Origin of the sequence: uncultured Arcticibacterium sp., assembly GCF_964021845.1 — a bacterium.
In the GTDB taxonomy this organism is placed as follows: domain Bacteria; phylum Bacteroidota; class Bacteroidia; order Cytophagales; family Spirosomataceae; genus Arcticibacterium.
The window spans coordinates 587,901-607,181 of record NZ_CAXHZC010000002.1; the positions used below are offsets into that span (position 1 = coordinate 587,901).

Consider the following 19,281-nt stretch of genomic DNA (forward strand, 5'->3'; position numbering starts at 1 on the left):
TACAATTATTCTTCTGGAATCTGAGCCCCATCAGCTATCCAAGTTTTCACGGCGACTATAAAATCTTCTTTAGAGACTGGAGGTTTTTCTCTTTCCTCTTTATTCGCATTAATACCAGGCTCAAAAGCCCAAAGTACTAAGTCGTCTTCTGTCAAATGCTTCTCTATTTCCTTTACTGACTTATTTCCGTTTCTTGATTTATCTAAAATTATTTTAGCAATCTCCACCCTAGATTTACCTTCCCAAGCCATACTCAGGGGAGCTAAACCCCAATGTGGTGCACCCGGAACTCCCGAATTGTCATTGTTCTTTGATTGGTGACAGGTGCTACATTTCGCTGCAGGATGCCCATGATCGTCTGGACCTCTTTTTACCCCAAAATTATGGAAATGGCTATCTTCCCCTTGCCTTGGTTTATCTCCTGATGGATGACAATTCATGCATCTTTTATGGGTCAACACCTTCATCATGGTGTCAAAAGGTTGTTCTTCTATCAATTCTGTTTTTACAGGTTCAACTTCTTCTTTCTTTGATTGGCTGAAGTTAAATAGTAATGCTGTTAAGGGTAATGATAGGATTAGTATTTGTTTTTTTATGTTCATCGTTTTACTTGTTTCAATATTAGCAATTCACTTCCGATTCAACTGACAAAACCCACCTCAACCTAGATACTTAATCTTAGTTAAGTTTATCGCTTTCTTTTCCTTGGTTTGCCTTCCAGCAGGGACGTCGTTTTTTGAAAAACGAAGCAAAAAACACAACCCTGTAAACTCACACAATCAAAATTGTAAATTCAAAAAAGTTGCAAGTAACTTATCAAATTAAATTTTGACCGTGCTCAAACAGCACAGGGCTTTATAAGGAATCTTGATTTCACTTTTATTTATTCATTTTCATTAATTAAAATACGAGGTTTCTTGATAAAAGTTTAGGGAGTTCTTGATTTGTTGTCGGAGTTTTGATGAATTATATTTGTGAGTAAATACTTACATTCATTGACAGACAAAAAAGCCAACATATTATCCACTGCTCTTCAGCTATTTGCTAATGAGGGATTTGCTGCGACTTCTACTAGCTCGGTTGCTAAAAAAGCTGGGGTTTCGGAGGCCTTGATATTTCGTCATTTCAAGAATAAAAAGGGGCTTTTGGATGCTATTTTTGAGCAAGGCGAGAAAAAATTTATGGAGTTCATGGGGCCTATTCTTTTGCAGAATTCGCCAAAGGAAATCATCAAAAAGACTTTGGAACTTCCTTTTTCAGTAGATGAGTCCGAATACGCTTTCTGGAGATTACAAATGAAACTGAAGTGGGATTCTGCCTATTACAATCCTAACAAAATGGCACCCTTAACTGATAAACTCATAGAAGCCTTCAAAAAGTTAGGTGCTAAACATCCTGAATTTGAAGCTAAAGCCCTAAATCAATTGGTAGAGTCTATCTCGCTTTCGCTCGTCAGAGGAGAGCTAAAAGACAAGCAGCAGTATTTAGATTTTCTGTTTGGCAAATATAGGGTTTGAAAAAATTGATTTATTTCTAGAAAAGCTATATCCATCAAATTTGAACCTTAGTATAACTTTTTGATGTTTAGTGAGATAAATAAAACACTTTGTCATTGAAAAATATAACCTTAAAAGGCTTCTTCAAAAAAACGGGTATTAGCCTTGTGCTTTTATTTCTGCTACTGGCCTTATGGCTGGTCTATTTCTTCGTAAAAAATGAAGCTCCCATTCTTAATGGCGATGTTATTTATAGCCAACTTTATAAAGAAAACCTCGACCTAGACATCTATACACCTACTAAAAGAGTTTACGAGAAATCTCCGGTGGTGCTTTACATTCACGGAGGAGCTTGGATAGGTGGCGTAAAAGAATCTATAAATAACAACAGATTTAATGCTGCCATAAACCAACTTCGTGAAAAAGGTTATACTGTCATAAGTCCAAACTACAGCGTGGCAGTAAACGGTAAAGGAGCGTTCCCAGATTGTATTATTGATATAAATCAGGCGATTAAATGGACGGCAGAAAATGCAGATTCTTTAAAACTTGACTTGGATAATTTTGGGATTTTTGGAGAATCAGCAGGAGCACATATAGCCATGATGAATGCATTTCCTACCAAATTAAGTTTTGATAGTACTTTTTACAGCATAAAGTTTAATTATGTGGTAGATGTATACGGGCCAAACGACCTTAAAGGTATTTATAGAAGTAAATTGGCAGACAGTTTAGGAAACATAGTGGCTACTTTGCCCGAATATTTCCGAGATGATTTTGATATAGCGAAGCGTATTTTTGGCTTTGACCCTAAGGCAGATAGCGTAAAGGCCGATAGTATCATGCGTTTATATTCGCCATATCGTTATTTGACGAAACACTCTCCTCCTATCCTGATGATTCATGGAGACGCCGACCAAGTGGTTCCTATTACGCAGTCTTTAAGTCTTAAGAAGCTTTTAGATTCGCTGAAAGTAGAAAACGAAATTCATGTGTTAGAAAAAGTAAATCATGGTTTTATAGATGCTCAGCAAGCTCAAATGGATTCTACCCAAAAGTGGATTATGGATTTCATCTTGTCAAAATATAGAAGTGAGAATTGAGGTAACTTATTCCTCATCTTCTGAATTAACAATGATTTCTGAACTAACCACTACTACTAAAAATGATAGACCGAATACGGTATAATATAAAATTTCTGATGGATGCATATTTTTAAGTTTTTACCTAAGAGCTTAAAAACTTATTCCATTTCAGAAAGTGTGGAATTTGATAAAAAATAGTAGAACACAAGCAACAGCTTATGACTATAATTAATCAATTCAAGCCAAACTCTATAGTAAATGTAGAACCCTTTCCTATTTCAGAGTCTACCTCTATTTCCGCATCATGAGCTTTTAGAATACCTAATGTAGATGCTAAACCCAAACCTACGCCATTTGTTTTAGCAGTATAAAATGGCTCAAATAGTTTTGACTGTAATTTCTCATCCATTCCGATGCCATTATCTTCAATCACCACAATCACCCTATCATTTTTTGCGAAACTTTTGACACTTACTTTCGGATTTTCAATACCTTCTAAAGCCTCTATGCCGTTCAGTATGATATTGACCAAAGCGGTACAAACTTGCTCTGCGTTAAGTTTTAGTTTTGGACATTTATTAATGTCGGTCTCTATTTTGACACCCACCATGTCTGCTCGGTCTTTTATTTGAGCTATGGCCTTTTTAATTACCTTCGACAAATCCGTTGATTGCTTGGTAACCTCTTTTTCAGAAGCCGCATGAAGAACTTCGTTAATAAGTTTATCTATTCTTCTGGCATTTCTTTGAATAATCTCTAAAACAGACTCGTCTTCTTCCGACACTTTGTCTGTAAGACTTTCTAAAGAAAGGTTAATATTCATCAGCGGGTTTCTAACCTCATGAGCTAGCACCTGCATCAGTCGGGCCGTAGACTCCAGTTTTCTGGTTTGTCTTAAAGCTCTTTCGGCTTTAAGTTTTTCTGTTTGGTCAGAAAATATTCCATGTAAAAAGAAGCGTTCGTCGGCATCATATTCAACCACTACAGATACTAATCCAGACTTAACCTCTCCATTTTTGGCTTTTAAATGAATTAAATAATCTTTTATGCTTCCATCAGTCATTTGGTCTTGCATTTCCACTATCTGAAGTGGATTCTCAAAATATTCATGACTCTGCATAGCATACACCTCCTCTGGTGTATAACCCATATAGGCCTCCACCGCCTTACTCACATGAATAATGTTAAAATCTTCATTGGCTATGAAAATTATTTCTTTAGAGCCCTCAAAAACCCGTCTATATTTCTTCTCACTTTCACGTAGTGCTTTCAGCGTATTCGCATGTTTTACTGCATATCTAATACTACGCCCCAGGGAGTCTGCATCTAAAGAAGTTTTTTCTATATAATCATAAGCCCCAAGCTCAATAGCTTGTTGGTCAATTTTTTCATCGCCCTTCCCCGTTAGTAAAATGGCGGGCAAATCTTCGTTTTTAGTTTTCAAAAGTTTGAGTAATTCCAATCCTGATTTTCGACCAAGTAAATAGTCAAAAAGGTATATATCATGATTTTTTTCTAAAATGGTTTTTTCCGCCATTTCGTAAGATTTGACCCATTCTAAATCATAAGAAAGATGTACTATTTCTCTTAAAATAGACCGAGTAATGAGGTAATCGTCCTCATCATCTTCTACTAATAAAATTTTCAATTTTGCACTCATTAAGCGGCTGGTAAAAGAATATGCACCGATGTTCCTGAAGAAAATGGTTTTTCCATCCAAATGGCTCCACCCATTTTTTCCAAAATGGCTTTGGCTATAGAAAGCCCCATTCCTGCCCCATCATACTCCGACCTTCCATTAACCCTATAAAAAGGTCTGAAAATGTCTGACATTTGGTCTTCAGGAATTCCTATTCCATTATCTGAAAATATCAAATATGCATAGTTTCTTGAAGGATTTAAGCCTTTTGAAGCTATTACGGTAGAAAAAATAGATTTGGTCGAAAGCTTAATTTTAACTTTCCCAATATTAAATTTCTCGGCATTGTCAATCACCTCTTGTAAGGCAATTTTCAGCTGTGGCCTATCGCCATAAGCAATTTTTGGACATTGATATTTGAACTCTGTTCTTTCATCAATATTTAGTTCTTCTACTAATTCATGAAGCATTATCCGTTGCCTCTTAAAGTCTGCCGTATTAATTCTAGACAGCTTTAATAAATCATCAATCATAGCCTGCTGCCTATTGGCGGCATCCATCATTCTGGCAAAGAAATCTTCCTCTTCTTCACTTAATTTACCTTTAAGACTTTTACTTAGCCTCTGGCCAAAAGTTGTAATCTTTCGGGCAGGTTCCTTTAAATCATGAGAAGCCAAATAAATAAACTCATCAAACTCATTTTGAAGAGCCAATACTTCTTCAGGAACTTCCTTTTCTATAGTTGTAAAGTCACTCATTAAATTTTCAGTCTTTTCATTTTATTGTAAAGCGTTTTCCTGTCAATGTCTAAGAGTGCTGCTGCTTTACTTTTATTAAAATTAACTTTTTTTAGAGCTTCTAAAATCATCTGATATTCCGCCTCCGAGGCCGCCATTTTTAAGTGACCCGAACCAGCATTTGCTGGGGAATCGCTTTTATCAGTTTCATCTTTTTTCTCTGCAAAAAGCATTTTTTCATGATTGACTATTTCGAAAGGTAAGCTAGCAGCTTCTATAAGCTCTCCTTCGGTCAGTAATGTTGCTCTTTTTATGACATTGTTAAGCTCTCGTAAATTACCGTACCATGGATAATCTAAAAGATGCTTTTTAACTTCCTCAGAAAATCCCTTCACGTTCTTTTCTAACTCGGCATTAGTCTCCTTTAAAAAGTGTTCCGCAAATTCAAAAACATCATTTCCCCGCTCTCTCAAGGCTGGCACCTCCACATTAAATTCATTAAACCTGTGGTAAAGGTCTTCTCTAAACTTTCCTTTACTAATGGCTTCGCTAAGTTTTTCATTACTGGCCACCAAAATTCTTACGTCTAGGTTTATCTCTTTATTACCTCCTATACGTTTTACTTTTTGCTCCTGCACCACCCTTAATAAAGACACCTGCACCTCATAAGAAAGATTGGCTACTTCGTCTAGAAACAGCGTACCGCCATTTGCCAATTCAAAATGACCAATTTTCTGCTGAATAGCTCCTGTAAAAGAACCTTTTTCATGACCAAAAAGCTCACTACCAGCCAGTTCGTTAGAAATAGCTCCACAGTCCATCGCTACAAAAGGCCCGTCTTTTCTCTTACTCTTTTTATGAATAGTTTTGGCAATAGCCTCTTTTCCAGAACCACTTTCTCCGTAAATAATTACGCTAAAATTAGTGGGAGCCACTAGGTTAACTTGTTTGACCAAGTTTTTCGCAATGGCACTTTTCCCAAAAATATAATTAGACTCCTTTCCGCTAGTTTTACTTTTTGAGGTCTTTGGTGTAGCCTCGGATACAGATTCCGTATGAAGAGCTTTCTTTATATTAAGTAATATCTCATCAGGAAAAAGCGGTTTTGTGACGTAGTCAAAGGCACCCATTTTCATAACATTAATGGCCACCTTAATATCAGAATATCCTGTAATCACTATTACAGGCAAACTTGGCATCATTTCTTTGGCTTTTTTCAAAACCTCCGAGCCATCTATATCGCCCAATTTAAAATCTGTCAACAATAAATCTGGCTTAAATTCTTTTAATTTTTTAAGCCCTAAAAGTCCTGAAATGGCAGTTTCTACCTCATATCCGTTTTTAGTAAGGAAACGGTTCATCAAAAGACAAATGTCTTGGTCGTCGTCTATGACTAATATTTTTGGCATATATTAAAGTGCTCTTCTTAGTTTTGAGGAAGGGATGTTCATATTCTCCCTGTATTTTGTAATGGTTCTCCTTGTCAATGAAAATCCGTCAGAAACTAATTTCCTACAGATTTCCGCATCTGTCAAAGGCTTTTGTTTGTTTTCATCCGATACTAATTTACTCACAATTTCTTGAACTTCTTTATTACTGATTAATTGCCCATCATTTTTCTGGATAGCCTCTGTAAATAAGCTCTTCATAGGTACTAGCCCAAAATGGGTTTGCACATATTTCTGGCTGGTTACTCTAGAAAGTGTTGAAATGGTTTTTCCTGTGAGCATAGCTACGTCTTTCAGCACCATTGGTTTTAGATCTGATGTGCTTCCAGACTTAAAATAAGATTCCTGAAGCTTCACTACAGCCTCAATACAAACATTCATGGTATGCTCACGCTCCTCCACAGCCTGCATAAACCAAACTGCCGACTCTCTTTTTTCCATTAGAAACCTATGCAGCTTCTTGTCAGACTTCACCTTAAATTCTTTGCCGTAGTTCTCATTAAAAACCAGTTTCTTACCACTTTTAGAAAGTGTTCCATATACTAATTCTCCGTCTCTAAAATCAACCTTATATTCTGGAACAATACTTTCATTTTTTTGCATAGTAGCTAGTTCAAAACCATGTAGTGGGTAAGGTTTTAAATTTACAATACCCTCTAATGCCAACTTTAAGTCGTCATTTGATATTTCTAAATGCTCACACATTTCATCAAATTTCCTTTCGGCTAATAAGTCAAAGTGTTCACCTAAAACTGTTAATAACGTTTCTGAGCTTTTAAGTTTTTGGGCTTGAAAAAGCATAAATTCTTGCAAGTTTTTACAGCCTACTCCATTGGGCTCCAGATGCTTTATTTGCTCAATCACTTTTGCTATTTCTCCTTCACCTACCAGCATGTTCATCCCAAAGGAAAGAACATCCTCTAGCTCTTCTAAAGAGTAATTTAGGTATCCTTTTTCATCCACAGAGTCTAAAATGAAGTCGGCTATTTGTTCTGTTTTTTCAGATAAATTTAAGTACCTAAAATGCTCTTTCAACTCCGCAATGATGTTAAAACCAACCGCCTGATTATTCTCTAAAAAGTTAAGCGGTTTTTCGTTGGCGGTGTGCTGGGGCTTTCTTTGAAAATCGTAAATCTCAGAATCATTTTCTTCTTCAAAATCTAACACAGGGTTTTCTTCTAATTCTTTTTTTATTTCTTGCTCTAATTCAGCTTCGTTAAACTGAAGAAAGTGAAGAAACTGAATTTGACGAGGACTTATTTTAAGACCTTGTTTTTGACTTAGTACTAGTTTTTGACTCGGCATAAGTGGTAGTGTTTTGTAATAACATTATTCAATTTGGAGTCCATTTATTTAAATTTGAGCACAGCCAAAAAATAATATTCCAATAACAAACAGAGCCACAGTACATTAAAATCTAAATTCACTTTCAAAAAAATACGAGAGTGAAAATACGCCGTATATTACGTTAAGTTAACGGGGAAGTAATTCCCCAAAATGAGGTATTTCAAATACAAATAGTGATGAACAAAAAACTGGTCAATCTTATTTTCGGAATTTCACTCGGAATTCTTCTTCTACTCTGTATAATGACCTTTGACAGGTTAAGTAATTTCAATAAATACACAAAGATTATTGACAACAGCCACAAAGTTTTGCTGGTCATTTCAAACATGCGTTCTGGTTTTAATACATCCATAGCTGAGCAGCGTAGCTATCTATTGACCAAAAATGTGGCTTACTATAATGAGTTTCAGTCAGAAAAAGACTCTTTACGTCATAGTATTCAGCTATTCAAAAAACTAACACGTGGAAATAAAGTACATCAACACTATATTAAAAAAATAGAAGAAGAGTCTGATAATAGGATTCAAAGCTTACTATTAGAAATAATTAATGATACCTCAAGTGCTAAATACAAATACAATCAATTAGAGCTTATTTCGGCCAATGACGAAATCAATAAAAACTTTTTTGACCTCTTAGAGACCGTTGACAATCATGAAAAACAACTATTGAGCCGTAGGCTGGTCATAAAAGAATTTGAAGAGGAATTTACTCCATTTTTACTTTTTATTTTGGCTTTAATAGCCATGGGAATAATCATATACTCTTTTGTGATTATTGGAGCGGAGCTCAAAAAACGCGACGAAACCACCAAACTCTTAGAACAGAGTATAGAAGAACTTAATAAATCAAATACAGACCTGGAACAATATGCCTATGTAGCATCGCATGACCTTCAGGAACCACTCCGAAAAATCAGGCTTTTTAGTAATAAACTGCTGGGCGATTACGGAGAAGCCCTAGAAAGCGACGGGAAAGATATGCTGCTCCGAATGAATAACTCGGCAGAAAAAATGACTATCTTGATAAAAGATTTACTTAGTCTGTCAAGCTTGACCTCCGAAAATCCTGCTCCAGAAAAAGTAAACCTAAACAACATTGTAGATGAGGTTGCTCTAGAGTTTGAAGATATCATAAAGGAAAATAGTATTGATTTCAGCCATTCAGACCTACCGAGTATTGATGGCTATGCTGGACAACTTCATCAGCTTTTCCAAAATTTGATTGGCAATGCCATTAAATTTAGAAGAGAAGATATTCCTTTAGAGATTTCTGTTAGAAATTATGTAGTCACTAAATGGGAAGGAGACATTTCTTATAACTACCACCATATAGCAGTGAGAGATAATGGTAAAGGTTTTGATAATGAATTTAAAAATAAGATGTTCACCATTTTTGGGCGATTGGACAAGACCTCTGATATAGCTGGTACTGGAATAGGATTATCAATCTGCTCCAGAATTATGCAAAACCACGAAGGGGAATTAGATGCTGAAGGTGCCGTGAATGCAGGAGCTACCTTTCATTTGTATTTCCCCCATGAATAAAACAATATGAAGAAATTACCACTTATATTAATAGCAGAAGACGACGAAGACGACCAAATGCTTATGAAGTCTGCTTTTAAAGACAATAAGGTTGAATGCCAATTGGAGTTTGTGCCTGATGGTGAAAAGCTCATGGAATACCTAGAAGCGAGTGAAACCATCCCTTCACTAATACTTTTAGATTTAAACATGCCTAAAGTAGATGGTAAAGCCGTGCTTAAAATAATCAAAGACTCCGAGGTTTATCGTCATATTCCTACCATGATAATATCAACATCTAGTGCTGTGGCTGAGGTCAAAAATGTATATAATTTAGGAGCTGCAGCCTACTTAGTAAAACCAGCTAACTATGACGACCTACTGAAACTGATAAATCATCTTACTTCATTTTATTTTAACGCTGCTACCTTAAGCCAGGCATAAAAAAAAGTCTGCCAGAATCTGGCAGACTTTTAAAGCATTGCATTTGAATTATTGATTAAAAACCTTGTCTCTATTATCTTAATCTGAAGTCTACAGTTCCTAAGTAATCACCTTTAGTGTAAACTTTTCCTTTGTAAAAACCTTGTTCAAATTTATCTTCTGTGTTTACTGTGAAAGTAACCACTTGAGGATTTTTACTATAATCTATCTCTTTTACTGCATGAACCTGTACGGGAATTGCACCTTCTGTAGTGTTAACACTTACTTCTTCTAACCAACCTTCTATTGGGTTAATTTTTTCATCAAAAAGGCTCAAGTAAATTGTCTCATTTTCGCCCATTTCTTTCTGCAGGTAATCTGGCATTAAGAAAGAGATATTAATTTGATCAGCTCTTCTAGCTCTAGATGTAAGTTTACCTTTAGAAGTCATTATTTCTACTTTGAAATTATCAGCAGGAGCATCATAAATAAGTTTTTGATACCTGGTATCTAAATCCATGAAGTCTTTTTCTAATAATGCATATTTCTCTTCCCACTCAGCCACTTGACCTTTAAGGTCTACTACTTCAGCTTCTAAAACTGGAACTACTTCTAGGTCTTTCTCCAGCTTCATATTTGTTTCTTGTAAAGAAGAAATTTCGTTTTGAAGAACTCCGATTTCCTCATTCTTTGTAACCAAATCAGCTTCCAGTTCTTTTCTTCTATTGGCTGCTTTGAAAGAGTAAGCTTTACTTTTCTTACTTGCTTCCTTAATTTCTTCAAGTTCTGCGGCAGATGCTTCCGCTTCCGCAATCTTCATTCTTAATTTTTCTGAAAGGCTTTCCACCTCGCCTTCAAGAACCACCTTATTAGAAGACAGCTCTTCCGCTTGATTATTTAAAGCGATTATCTCTTGCTCTGTTTCTTTTACATTTTGGTATTGATAAACACCTACAGCTGCTGCTGCTACAAAAGCGGCTCCTAATAGTATCGTTGCTATCCCAGAACCTTTTACGTTAGAATTTTCCATATTATGTATTGTTTATATTTTTTGGTTTCTGCTAACCGTTCTAAAATTTCTATTCCTGAGCTGAAACAGTAGTAATGCAGACTTTCTTTGGGTCAACTATTTCCCATTTGTGGCGGATTGGGGCAATTCGCGGAAATACTAGCGAGCATGTATTTTTTGGGGAATTTTGTAGAGCCTACTTCCCCATTTTTTCCCAAATATTCCAATTTAAGTAGGGAACACATTTTATACATTAATATGTAAACCAATCTATTTTAAGAAATGAAAACAATATATACCTCCGCGATTTTCCTATCGTTTTTAGGGCTTATTTCTTGTAGTAATTTCGATATAATAAGCCCCCTAACTTCAAACAAAAAAACTATCAGTTTTGAAGAAAAACTAACAGCCAATAACGTTCAAGGTTACGAGGTCAAAATGGACCAATCTTACGGCGAAAATAGATTTCAAAAATACGATCTATATACACCCAAAATTGACACTAGTATAAGCAATATGAAATCTGTAACCATGGTAATGGTTCATGGTGGTGGCTGGAGTATTCTGGATAAAAGTTTCCTAAATTCTGTGGTAGAAGAATACAAGAAAAAGAACTTAAACCTTACTATTTTCAATATAAATCATCGTTTAGCAGGTATTGACGGGGTTCGCTTTGCAGACATCATGCATGACTTCGACCTGTTCTTTGAACATCACGATAGTTTAAAAACTGACCTTAACTTATCTGACGATGTTATACTTTGGGGTTATAGCTCAGGAGGGCATTTGGCACTAAGTTATGCTTACCAATTTTCTAAAGTAAAGATAGACGCAGTGGCTGCTTTAGTAGCTCCTACAGACCTAACAGATGACTACATTCATCAAGGAATTTTTGATGATAAAAACAGAAACTTAACAGAGCTTTTAATAGGCAAGCCATACAGTGAAAACCCTGACGCCTATCACGAAGCGAGCCCCTATTATTTTGCCAATAAGAATAGTGTAAGCACCATTCTTATATACGGAGGGAACGATAATTTAGTAAAGAAAGAACAAGGCGAAAAACTCAACGCAGTTTTGCAAAGTAAAAATGTTAAAACTGAGTTTTTAGTAATACCAGAAGCGACGCATGATTTAGGAGATAAGATGGGAGGTATTACTGATAATGTTATAAGCTTTATTAAAAATGTAAAATAGTGGTTAGATATGCTAAATAACAATCCCCACTGCTTCTGGCGGTGGGGATTTTCTTTTACCCTAAATCATAAGTAAACTGGCGGAAAGTAGCCTATTTGCCTCCATAAGGCATACTGTAACCAACTTTACCCGAATTTGATATAACAAATCCTTGATTTAATTTGACTTCGAAAACACTTATCCACATTTTCGAAACTTATCTACAATCCCATTTCACAAACCTCATCTAGCCTTAAAAACGATTATATTTGTTTCCGCAAAAATCAAAAATATGGGTAAAATAATTTCTATTGTAAACCAAAAAGGTGGTGTTGGTAAAACTACGACCGCTATTAATTTATCTGCTTCCTTAGCTGTTTTGGATTACAAAATCCTGATAGTGGACACTGACCCTCAAGCAAATGCTGGTTCGGGTTTAGGTATTGACAGTAAGGAGCAAAAAGATAATATTTACTCGGCTTTAATAGGCGAGTCTGAAATCAAAGACTGCATAGTCTCTACTCAGATACCTAATTTAGACGTGATACCTTCCCATATAGATTTGGCAGGTTTTGAATTAGAGATAGTTAATCAGGTAGCTAGAGAATACATTTTGAAAGATTTGGTTCAGCCATTAAAAGATGATTACGACTTTATATTTATAGACTGCTCTCCTTCTTTAGGTTTGATGGTAATTAACTCCATAGTAGCTTCTGACTCGGTTTTGATACCAGTTCAGTGTGAGTATTTTGCTCTTGAGGGTATTGCGAAGCTTAAAAACACCATTGATATTATTCAAAAACGCCTTAACCCTGAACTGGAGTCTGAAGGTTATATACTAACCATGTATGATGGACGTACTAATTTATCTAAAATGGTGGTGGAAGACGTTAGAAAGTATTTTAACGAACTATGTTTTGAAACCATAGTACCTAGAAACGTGAAGTTAGCAGAGGCTCCTAGTTACGGACTGCCCGCTTTATTAATGTTCTCTGGAGAGAAAGCGGAAGAGTTTGATATCAAATTCTTAGAAAACAAAGGAGCGATTAGCTATATTGACCTAGCTAAAGAACTCTTAAGAAGAAATAATTTGCCTGAGTTTAAAGCTGAATTAGAAAATGTCGAATGATATGGGAAAAGGCCTAAACTCCTTATTGAGTGATAGTAATTCGGTGGTGAGCCAGAAGCTAACTTCATTTAGAGGAGTGAAAGAGGTCTTAGTGAATAAGATTAAAATAAACCCACACCAACCAAGAACAGACTTTGACGAAACGGCTCTTAATGAATTAGCCGATTCTATTAAGATTCATGGCATTATTCAGCCATTGACCGTAAGGGAGTCTAAGGATGGTTCTTATGAATTAATCTCCGGAGAAAGAAGATTAAGAGCAATAAAGATAGTAGGCCTTGAAAAGGTGCCCGCCTACATTAGAAATGTAGACGACCAGCGTTCTTTGGAAATGGCTCTAATTGAAAATATTCAGAGACAAAACTTAAATGCCATTGAAGTAGCACTTTCATTTGAAAGAATGATAAAAGAGTGTAGTCTTAAACAAGAAGAGCTGGGTGGACGTGTAGGAAAAAACAGAACTACTGTAAACAATTACCTGCGTTTGTTACAATTACCTGCTGCTATTCAATCTGGAATAGTTTTAGGCCAATTAACAATGGGACAAGCTAGGCCTCTTATAACTTTAGAAGACCAAGCTTTTCAATTAGAGTTATTCCAAAAAATAATTTCTCAAGGGCTTTCTGCCAGAAAAGTGGAAGAACTAGTAAAACAAGAAAACGCTTTTGGTGCTAACCTATCTCCTTTAGAAGGTTTTAGAGAAGATATGAGAATTGAAGAAATATCACTCAAAGGAAAAACCTTAGTGCCGCTTAAGATAAAAGTTAATGCGGTAGATAAAGGGGTGATTTCTCTGCCTTTTGACAACGAAGAACAATTAGCCGAAATAGTGGAAACACTTGGTCTGGCTTAAATAATATTTTCAATACTACTTAAAAAAACATTTAATGGCTAAAGCCAGAAGACGTTTTCCTGATAAAAACACAGAGAAAAAGCAGCCGCTCTTTCAGCAGCTTTCTCATGTCAGAACCCTAGAGGCAAACGTTTTAGGTGGCGTTATTAAAGAAAAAGATGCACTGACTTCTGTCATTGACATTTTAAAACCAGATAGTTTTCAAGACGAAAGGCATGTGGCTATTTATCAAGCCATTTTGCAGTTATTTGGTAAAACTGAGCCCATTGACCTGCTTACTGTAACTAATCAGCTAAGGCTGAACGGCGAGCTAGAATTTATTGGCGGAGCCTCTTATGCGGCTAATATCATGGCTAATTCTACCGTAGCTCACATTGAGCAAGACGCTAGGATAATTGTACAATATGCTATTCGTAGAAAAATAGTGGACACGCTGGATAACGTAAAAACCAAAGCCTATGAAGACACCACCGATGTGTATGGCTTAATGGACAGCACCGAGCAAAGCCTTAGAGATATTCAGGAAGGAAACTTAAATAAGAATATTCCTGAACTGAGTGCGGTGGTTCAAAAGACTATTCAAGAAATAAAAAACAAGACCGACGAAAACTCTGACCACTCCAATGTGCCATCGGGTTTTCCTTCTTTAGATTTGTTGACTGGTGGTTTTCACAATACCGAGCTTATAATCATTGCGGCTAGACCTGGTATGGGTAAAACTGCCTTTGTAATATCTGCTCTTAGAAATGCGGCTATCGACTTTCATTTACCTGCCGCACTTTTTTCTTTAGAGATGTCTGCCCAGCAGGTTATGCTTAGGCTTATATCTGCCGAAGCTGAAATTGACAGTCATAAACTAAGAAAAGGCGATTTAGATGAAAATGACTGGCATGCACTGCATGGCAGGCTAAATAATCTTTCTACTGCTCCTATTTATATTGATGACACGCCTGCACTTTCTATTCTAGAACTTAGAACTAAGGCCAGAAGGCTAAAAGCATTTCATAATATTAAGATTCTTATTGTAGATTATTTGCAGTTAATGACAGCAGGTAGTCAAAAGCAAGGTATGAATCGTGAGCAGGAAATTGCAGCAATTTCCCGAGGATTAAAAACTTTGGCGAAGGAGCTAAACATCCCAGTAATTGCTCTTTCTCAGCTAAGTAGGTCGGTAGAAACTAGAGGTGGAGACAAAAGACCACAGCTGTCAGATTTGAGAGAATCAGGTTCTATTGAGCAAGATGCTGATGTGGTAATGTTCCTTTACAGACCAGAGTATTACGATATTGATACGCTGGAAGATGGCACCAGCACTACGGGTATGGCTGAGATGATTATTGCTAAAAACCGAAGCGGTAGTATAGACGATGTTAAACTAAAGTTTATTGGAAAATATACCCGCTTTGCTGAGTTTGACGGTTTCAGTGTATCTGCTGATGAGTACGAAGAAAGAGCAGGATTTACAGTGGCCGGTAGTAAGGCAAATCAGATGTAACTAAGCTCGTTTTCTTTTCCTTAAATTATATTTTTCCAGAAATTCTAATATTAACCTTTCATACGCCTTTAAGCCTATGGAATCTGTTTTACCTGTAGCAATAACCGGTATTTGACTGGCTGTGGAATCAATGAAATCTGGGTCTCTAGGAATAAAAGTATCAAAAACCTCATCTTTAAATTCCGTTCTCATAAGTGCCATAATTTTTCTTGAAAACTCAGCTTCGTCATCAAACATGGTCATTAAGATACCTTCAACATATAGCTCAGGTCTTAGTCTGCTTTGAAGAATTTTTATGGTATCAAGTAGCATTTGCATTCCCTCCAATCCAAAAAACTCGCACTGCAGTGGAATAATAATAGAGTCGGATGCCACCAGACTATTTATAGGAACTATACCCAAAGAAGGTGGACAATCAATAAAAATGAAATCGTAGAGTGGCTTTATGATTTCCAATTTTTCAGAAAGAATAAACTCTCGCTCAGTAGCAGTTATAAGCTCAATTTCTGCACCTACTAGGTGCTGTGTTGATGGAATAACATCAAGATTTTTTCTACCAGACGGCACAATACAATCTTGAATTGGAGCTAAACCTACCAAAGCGGCATAAATACTTTTATTATCGTATTCTAAATCAATACCCAATGCCACCGTGCAGGAGGCTTGATAATCGGTATCAATAAGCAGCACTTTATAGCCACGCATAGCAAGGCCAACAGATAAATTGACGCTGGTAGTAGTTTTACCTACTCCACCTTTTTGATTAGAAATTGCTATTACTTTTGGTATCATTCAGAAAGCTGACTTCAATTCTTAAGAGCCTTAAATTCTTGGTACTAATAACGGTATTAGTTCATTTGAATTACTCCTAATTCATTTTCATGGACAAGTCGTTAAACAAATGTAATGATTCCCAAATGGGAATAAGGTAAAGTAAGACATCTCTTTACTAACAATTTAAATATCTTTCACACATCTAAAACCTACATGAAACAGACTAGTTTCCGGAGAAGATGAAGATCGTCCAGAAACCCGATATCCATGACACCAACTAGGCTCACAAAGGAAAGAACCACCTCTTTCGGCCTTTTCTCCTTTAAAGTCTGAAGGTACGTCTTCCATTATTAAAGACCTGTAATCAAAAACATAATTAGAGCACCACTCCCATACATTTCCGGATAAGTCTGTCAAGCCTATTGGGCTTTCGCCAAAGGCACCTACCGGCGATGTCTCTGTAAAGGCGTCGGTATTTTCATTAAAATTTGGAAAAGTCCCTTGCCAAACATTGGCTAAATATTTGTCATTTTCGGCTATTTCATTTCCCCAAGCATAAATATCTCTGGTATTCTTTCCATTTCTTGCAGCATGCTCCCACTCTATTTCATGCGGTAACCTTTTCCCAGCCCATTTGGCATAAGCCGTTGCATCGTTCCATGAAACCTGCGTAACAGGATGATTGTCTTCTGCTTTTGGAAAGTCTTTTCCTAAAGGATACTCCCAGTTCGCACCATCTTTTAAAATCCAATTCTTATCGGTGCTTTCATGAATAATACCGGCGTTACCAAACTTATCAGCCTCTGTTTTATAATCTGTAGCCAAAACAAACGCTCTAAACTGGCCAACTGTCACAGGCGACTTATCCATAAAGAATGGTTTAAGCGTAGCCCAAAACATAGGACGCTCATGAGCGAAACCTTCTTCCGAACCTATTCTTACATTCCCCCCAGAAATAGCAATCATGTTTTCAGGAACCGTTTCTTCAATATTCACAATCTCATTCTGCTCAGGTTCTTTTAATCCCACATAAAGAACCGTACTCGGTAACTCCGCCCTTGGGTTAAAAGAAGGCTTTTCACTAGTTTCTTCTTTTTGCTCGGAAGAGTTACAGCCTAAAATCACTAAACCTAAAAACAATACACTTAATACATTTTTCATTGATACCAGTCTTGAATACTTTTTGTTAAAGAATCATATACCCTTAGAAGTTCTTCGTCTTCTTTTATAATATTTCTATGCTTTTCGATGGTACTAAAATCATCTCTTACCGCCGGTCCAGTCTGCACATTAGCAGGATGCACTGCTTTCATAGCTTTCTTAAATGTTTCATTAATTAGCGGTTTGAGCATTTCAAAATCCAGAGCGGCATCATCCGCTATCTCTTTCCCTAGAGCCCACATATGATTAGTAAAATTACAAGAAAAAACCGCTGCTACATGAAGAATAACCCTTTGTTCGGAATCTATTACGTCTACTTTATCAGAAATTGACAGGGCTAACTTCCTTAAAATTTTCAGGCTTGATTCGTTTTCTGCTTCTATACATAGTGGAATTAGTTTAAAATCAACCTTTATGCCCTTGCTAAAAGTCATAAGTGGATAAAACACACCAACATTTAAACTTAGGTTTTGAAACTTAGCAAAATTCAAGACATCCATTCCCTTGGCTCCTGAAGTATGCACTAAAATACTATCATTGGGAAGTATTATTTGTTTAGCAACTATTTCAATAGCATCATCCGAAACCGCCAAAACGAATAATTTAGAAGGACTATCAGAAAAATCTAAGTCCGTTTTTACATTAACATCATACAAATAACCAGTTATAGATTCGGCGTTTTTCTTTTTCCTAGCATACACCTCAGCCACCCGAACATCCAGTTCTTCAAAAACATTAACTAAATGCCAAGCTAAATTTCCAGCTCCAATAATGCTAACTGTCATTTGATGTTATTACTTTAATTATAATTCAAAGGTATTTTTTTCAAGTTAATATCTATAGATTGAACAAGTATTCCATCCTATTAACACATATGAAAAAAATTATCCTATTCCTTTTATTAGGAACAATAGCCCCGTGCTTTGGTCAAAAAAACGTCAATACTGAAGTATTAAACGCTTCAAAGCAGTTTTTAGCTTCCCTTTCTGAGGATTTAAAATCTGAAGCTCAGTTTGATTTTGAAAGCCCAGAACGTAAATCATGGTTTTACACACCAGTACCGAGAAAAGGCCTGGACTACAGGAAACTCTCTGAGCCCCAAAAAATACTCGCCAAAAATATGCTGAAAGCATCATTAAGCGAAACTGGTTATAAAACGGCTTTAGCCATAATGCAGCTAGAAAGTGTTTTAAAAATACTAGAAAAGCTACCTGAAGATAATGACCGTCGCGACCCTGAAAAATACTTCTTTTCATTTTTTGGAACCCCAGACCAAAGTGAAACATGGGCATGGCGAATAGAAGGACATCATTTATCATTAAACTATTCTTCCGAAAATGGTAAAATTGACTCCGCTACCCCGCTATTTTTTGGAACAAATCCTGCACGAGTTCCTGCCAACATGCCACTACCAGAAGGTACAGAGGTTTTAAAAGATGAAACAGCCATGGGTTTTGCATTTATAAATGCATTAAATAAAAAGCAACATGATAAAGCCAAAATAAACGACAAAGCCCCTTATGACATGGTAAATTCAAATAGTGCATTGGCAGAAATAAAACAAAATGAAGGTTTGCCATTCAGTGAGATGACGCAACCGCAACAATTGCAATTAATGAAAATAATAAGTCATCATATCAAAAGATCACCACAGGGTTTTGCCAAAGAATTGATACTAAAAACGGAAAAAGCAGGCTTAGAAAACTTACATTTTGTATGGATGGGTGGAGAAAAATGGGGCGAAGGTCATTATTATAGAATTCATAATCCTGTTTTACTCATAGAATATGACTGCACCCAAAATAATAACAACCATGTGCATTCTGTGGTGAGAGATTTAACGAACGACTGGGGAGAAGATGTGATAGCCAATCATATTAAAAACGACCACTAGCCGAGAACCTTTGTTTCACAAATTTGTTTTAAGATTAAATCTCAAGCGAGAAACAGTCCGTACCTTTTTTAACCAAAAATCATTTTATC

Annotated in this window: 18 protein-coding genes; 9 read left to right on the forward strand and 9 right to left on the reverse strand. The window is 36.3% G+C overall.

Annotation, left to right across the window (positions count from 1 at the left end):
- Window positions 1–5 precede the first annotated feature (5 nt).
- Window positions 6–602, reverse strand: a complete 597-nt coding sequence (locus AADJ06_RS09220) for a hypothetical protein (protein WP_341226145.1) — start codon at window positions 600–602, stop codon at window positions 6–8.
- Between the two features lie 372 nt (window positions 603–974).
- Here AADJ06_RS09220 and AADJ06_RS09225 point away from each other — a divergent pair, with 372 nt between their 5' ends.
- Both AADJ06_RS09225 and AADJ06_RS09230 read left to right on the forward strand, forming a co-directional pair.
- Window positions 975–1,517 carry a TetR/AcrR family transcriptional regulator gene (locus tag AADJ06_RS09225; protein WP_341226146.1) on the forward strand — a complete coding sequence of 181 codons (543 nt, stop codon included), beginning with the start codon at window positions 975–977 and terminating at the stop codon, window positions 1,515–1,517.
- Window positions 1,518–1,612: 95 nt separating this feature from the next.
- On the forward strand, window positions 1,613–2,599 hold the full coding sequence (locus AADJ06_RS09230) for an alpha/beta hydrolase (protein ID WP_341226147.1): 987 nt from the start codon (window positions 1,613–1,615) through the stop codon (window positions 2,597–2,599).
- 214 nt (window positions 2,600–2,813) lie between these two features.
- On the opposite strand, the gene AADJ06_RS09235 is transcribed toward AADJ06_RS09230, so the two are convergent.
- The 4 genes from AADJ06_RS09235 to rpoN are packed head-to-tail and all read right to left on the reverse strand — an operon-like array spanning window position 2,814 to window position 7,710.
- On the reverse strand, window positions 2,814–4,229 hold the full coding sequence (locus AADJ06_RS09235; RefSeq protein ID WP_341226148.1) for an ATP-binding protein: 1,416 nt from the start codon (window positions 4,227–4,229) through the stop codon (window positions 2,814–2,816).
- Window positions 4,230–4,240: 11 nt separating this feature from the next.
- Window positions 4,241–4,978 carry a HAMP domain-containing sensor histidine kinase gene (locus tag AADJ06_RS09240; RefSeq protein ID WP_341226149.1) on the reverse strand — a complete coding sequence of 246 codons (738 nt, stop codon included), beginning with the start codon at window positions 4,976–4,978 and terminating at the stop codon, window positions 4,241–4,243.
- Window positions 4,978–6,366 (reverse strand): sigma-54 dependent transcriptional regulator, encoded by a 1,389-nt coding sequence (locus tag AADJ06_RS09245; RefSeq protein WP_341226150.1) that lies wholly within the window; start codon window positions 6,364–6,366, stop codon window positions 4,978–4,980. Before AADJ06_RS09245 ends, AADJ06_RS09240 begins: the two co-directional genes overlap by 1 nt.
- A 3-nt stretch (window positions 6,367–6,369) precedes the next feature.
- Window positions 6,370–7,710, reverse strand: a complete 1,341-nt coding sequence (rpoN, locus tag AADJ06_RS09250) for an RNA polymerase factor sigma-54 (protein WP_341226151.1) — start codon at window positions 7,708–7,710, stop codon at window positions 6,370–6,372.
- 218 nt (window positions 7,711–7,928) lie between these two features.
- Between rpoN and AADJ06_RS09255 the strand changes: the two genes are divergently transcribed.
- Window positions 7,929–9,299, forward strand: a complete 1,371-nt coding sequence (locus AADJ06_RS09255) for an ATP-binding protein (protein ID WP_341226152.1) — start codon at window positions 7,929–7,931, stop codon at window positions 9,297–9,299.
- 6 nt (window positions 9,300–9,305) lie between these two features.
- Entirely contained in the window at window positions 9,306–9,722 is a 417-nt protein-coding gene (locus tag AADJ06_RS09260) for a response regulator (RefSeq protein WP_341226153.1), read from the forward strand.
- A gap of 73 nt (window positions 9,723–9,795) precedes the next feature.
- Here the strand turns inward: AADJ06_RS09260 and AADJ06_RS09265 are convergent, their stop codons facing one another.
- Window positions 9,796–10,731 carry a hypothetical protein gene (locus AADJ06_RS09265; RefSeq protein WP_341226154.1) on the reverse strand — a complete coding sequence of 312 codons (936 nt, stop codon included), beginning with the start codon at window positions 10,729–10,731 and terminating at the stop codon, window positions 9,796–9,798.
- 261 nt (window positions 10,732–10,992) lie between these two features.
- On the opposite strand from AADJ06_RS09265, the gene AADJ06_RS09270 reads away from it, so the two are divergent.
- The 4 genes from AADJ06_RS09270 (at window position 10,993) to dnaB (ending at window position 15,363) form a co-directional block, all read left to right on the forward strand.
- Window positions 10,993–11,907 carry a prolyl oligopeptidase family serine peptidase gene (locus tag AADJ06_RS09270; protein WP_341226155.1) on the forward strand — a complete coding sequence of 305 codons (915 nt, stop codon included), beginning with the start codon at window positions 10,993–10,995 and terminating at the stop codon, window positions 11,905–11,907.
- A gap of 271 nt (window positions 11,908–12,178) precedes the next feature.
- The gene (locus tag AADJ06_RS09275) at window positions 12,179–13,015 is read left to right on the forward strand and encodes an AAA family ATPase (RefSeq protein ID WP_341226156.1); all 837 of its coding nucleotides are present in this window, start codon (window positions 12,179–12,181) and stop codon (window positions 13,013–13,015) included.
- Window positions 13,005–13,868 (forward strand): ParB/RepB/Spo0J family partition protein, encoded by an 864-nt coding sequence (locus tag AADJ06_RS09280; protein WP_341226157.1) that lies wholly within the window; start codon window positions 13,005–13,007, stop codon window positions 13,866–13,868. Before AADJ06_RS09275 ends, AADJ06_RS09280 begins: the two co-directional genes overlap by 11 nt.
- A 34-nt stretch (window positions 13,869–13,902) precedes the next feature.
- Window positions 13,903–15,363, forward strand: a complete 1,461-nt coding sequence (dnaB, locus tag AADJ06_RS09285) for a replicative DNA helicase (protein WP_341226158.1) — start codon at window positions 13,903–13,905, stop codon at window positions 15,361–15,363.
- Here the strand turns inward: dnaB and AADJ06_RS09290 are convergent, their stop codons facing one another.
- The 3 genes from AADJ06_RS09290 to AADJ06_RS09300 form a co-directional block, all read right to left on the reverse strand.
- Window positions 15,364–16,155, reverse strand: a complete 792-nt coding sequence (locus AADJ06_RS09290; RefSeq protein WP_341226159.1) for an AAA family ATPase — start codon at window positions 16,153–16,155, stop codon at window positions 15,364–15,366.
- A 165-nt stretch (window positions 16,156–16,320) separates the two neighbouring features.
- Window positions 16,321–17,298, reverse strand: a complete 978-nt coding sequence (locus AADJ06_RS09295) for a formylglycine-generating enzyme family protein (protein ID WP_341226160.1) — start codon at window positions 17,296–17,298, stop codon at window positions 16,321–16,323.
- Window positions 17,295–18,083 carry a Rossmann-like and DUF2520 domain-containing protein gene (locus AADJ06_RS09300; RefSeq protein WP_341226161.1) on the reverse strand — a complete coding sequence of 263 codons (789 nt, stop codon included), beginning with the start codon at window positions 18,081–18,083 and terminating at the stop codon, window positions 17,295–17,297. The genes AADJ06_RS09295 and AADJ06_RS09300 overlap by 4 nt, the downstream gene beginning before the upstream one ends.
- Window positions 18,084–18,172: 89 nt before the next feature.
- Between AADJ06_RS09300 and AADJ06_RS09305 the strand changes: the two genes are divergently transcribed.
- On the forward strand, window positions 18,173–19,192 hold the full coding sequence (locus AADJ06_RS09305; RefSeq protein ID WP_341226162.1) for a DUF3500 domain-containing protein: 1,020 nt from the start codon (window positions 18,173–18,175) through the stop codon (window positions 19,190–19,192).
- Window positions 19,193–19,281 lie beyond the last annotated feature (89 nt).

Excerpts from the sequence above, each read along its gene's own strand:
- AADJ06_RS09220 (WP_341226145.1), bottom strand. The coding sequence starts at position 602 with ATGAACATAAAAAAACAAATACTAATCCTATCATTACCCTTAACAGCA.
- AADJ06_RS09290 (WP_341226159.1), bottom strand. The coding sequence starts at position 16,155 with ATGATACCAAAAGTAATAGCAATTTCTAATCAAAAAGGTGGAGTAGGT.
- AADJ06_RS09300 (WP_341226161.1), bottom strand. The coding sequence starts at position 18,083 with ATGACAGTTAGCATTATTGGAGCTGGAAATTTAGCTTGGCATTTAGTT.
- AADJ06_RS09255 (WP_341226152.1), top strand. The coding sequence starts at position 7,929 with ATGAACAAAAAACTGGTCAATCTTATTTTCGGAATTTCACTCGGAATT.
- rpoN (WP_341226151.1), bottom strand. The coding sequence starts at position 7,710 with ATGCCGAGTCAAAAACTAGTACTAAGTCAAAAACAAGGTCTTAAAATA.
- AADJ06_RS09280 (WP_341226157.1), top strand. The coding sequence starts at position 13,005 with ATGTCGAATGATATGGGAAAAGGCCTAAACTCCTTATTGAGTGATAGT.
- AADJ06_RS09245 (WP_341226150.1), bottom strand. The coding sequence starts at position 6,366 with ATGCCAAAAATATTAGTCATAGACGACGACCAAGACATTTGTCTTTTG.
- AADJ06_RS09240 (WP_341226149.1), bottom strand. The coding sequence starts at position 4,978 with ATGAGTGACTTTACAACTATAGAAAAGGAAGTTCCTGAAGAAGTATTG.
- AADJ06_RS09265 (WP_341226154.1), bottom strand. The coding sequence starts at position 10,731 with ATGGAAAATTCTAACGTAAAAGGTTCTGGGATAGCAACGATACTATTA.
- AADJ06_RS09270 (WP_341226155.1), top strand. The coding sequence starts at position 10,993 with ATGAAAACAATATATACCTCCGCGATTTTCCTATCGTTTTTAGGGCTT.
- dnaB (WP_341226158.1), top strand. The coding sequence starts at position 13,903 with ATGGCTAAAGCCAGAAGACGTTTTCCTGATAAAAACACAGAGAAAAAG.
- AADJ06_RS09295 (WP_341226160.1), bottom strand. The coding sequence starts at position 17,298 with ATGAAAAATGTATTAAGTGTATTGTTTTTAGGTTTAGTGATTTTAGGC.
- AADJ06_RS09260 (WP_341226153.1), top strand. The coding sequence starts at position 9,306 with ATGAAGAAATTACCACTTATATTAATAGCAGAAGACGACGAAGACGAC.
- AADJ06_RS09305 (WP_341226162.1), top strand. The coding sequence starts at position 18,173 with ATGAAAAAAATTATCCTATTCCTTTTATTAGGAACAATAGCCCCGTGC.
- AADJ06_RS09275 (WP_341226156.1), top strand. The coding sequence starts at position 12,179 with ATGGGTAAAATAATTTCTATTGTAAACCAAAAAGGTGGTGTTGGTAAA.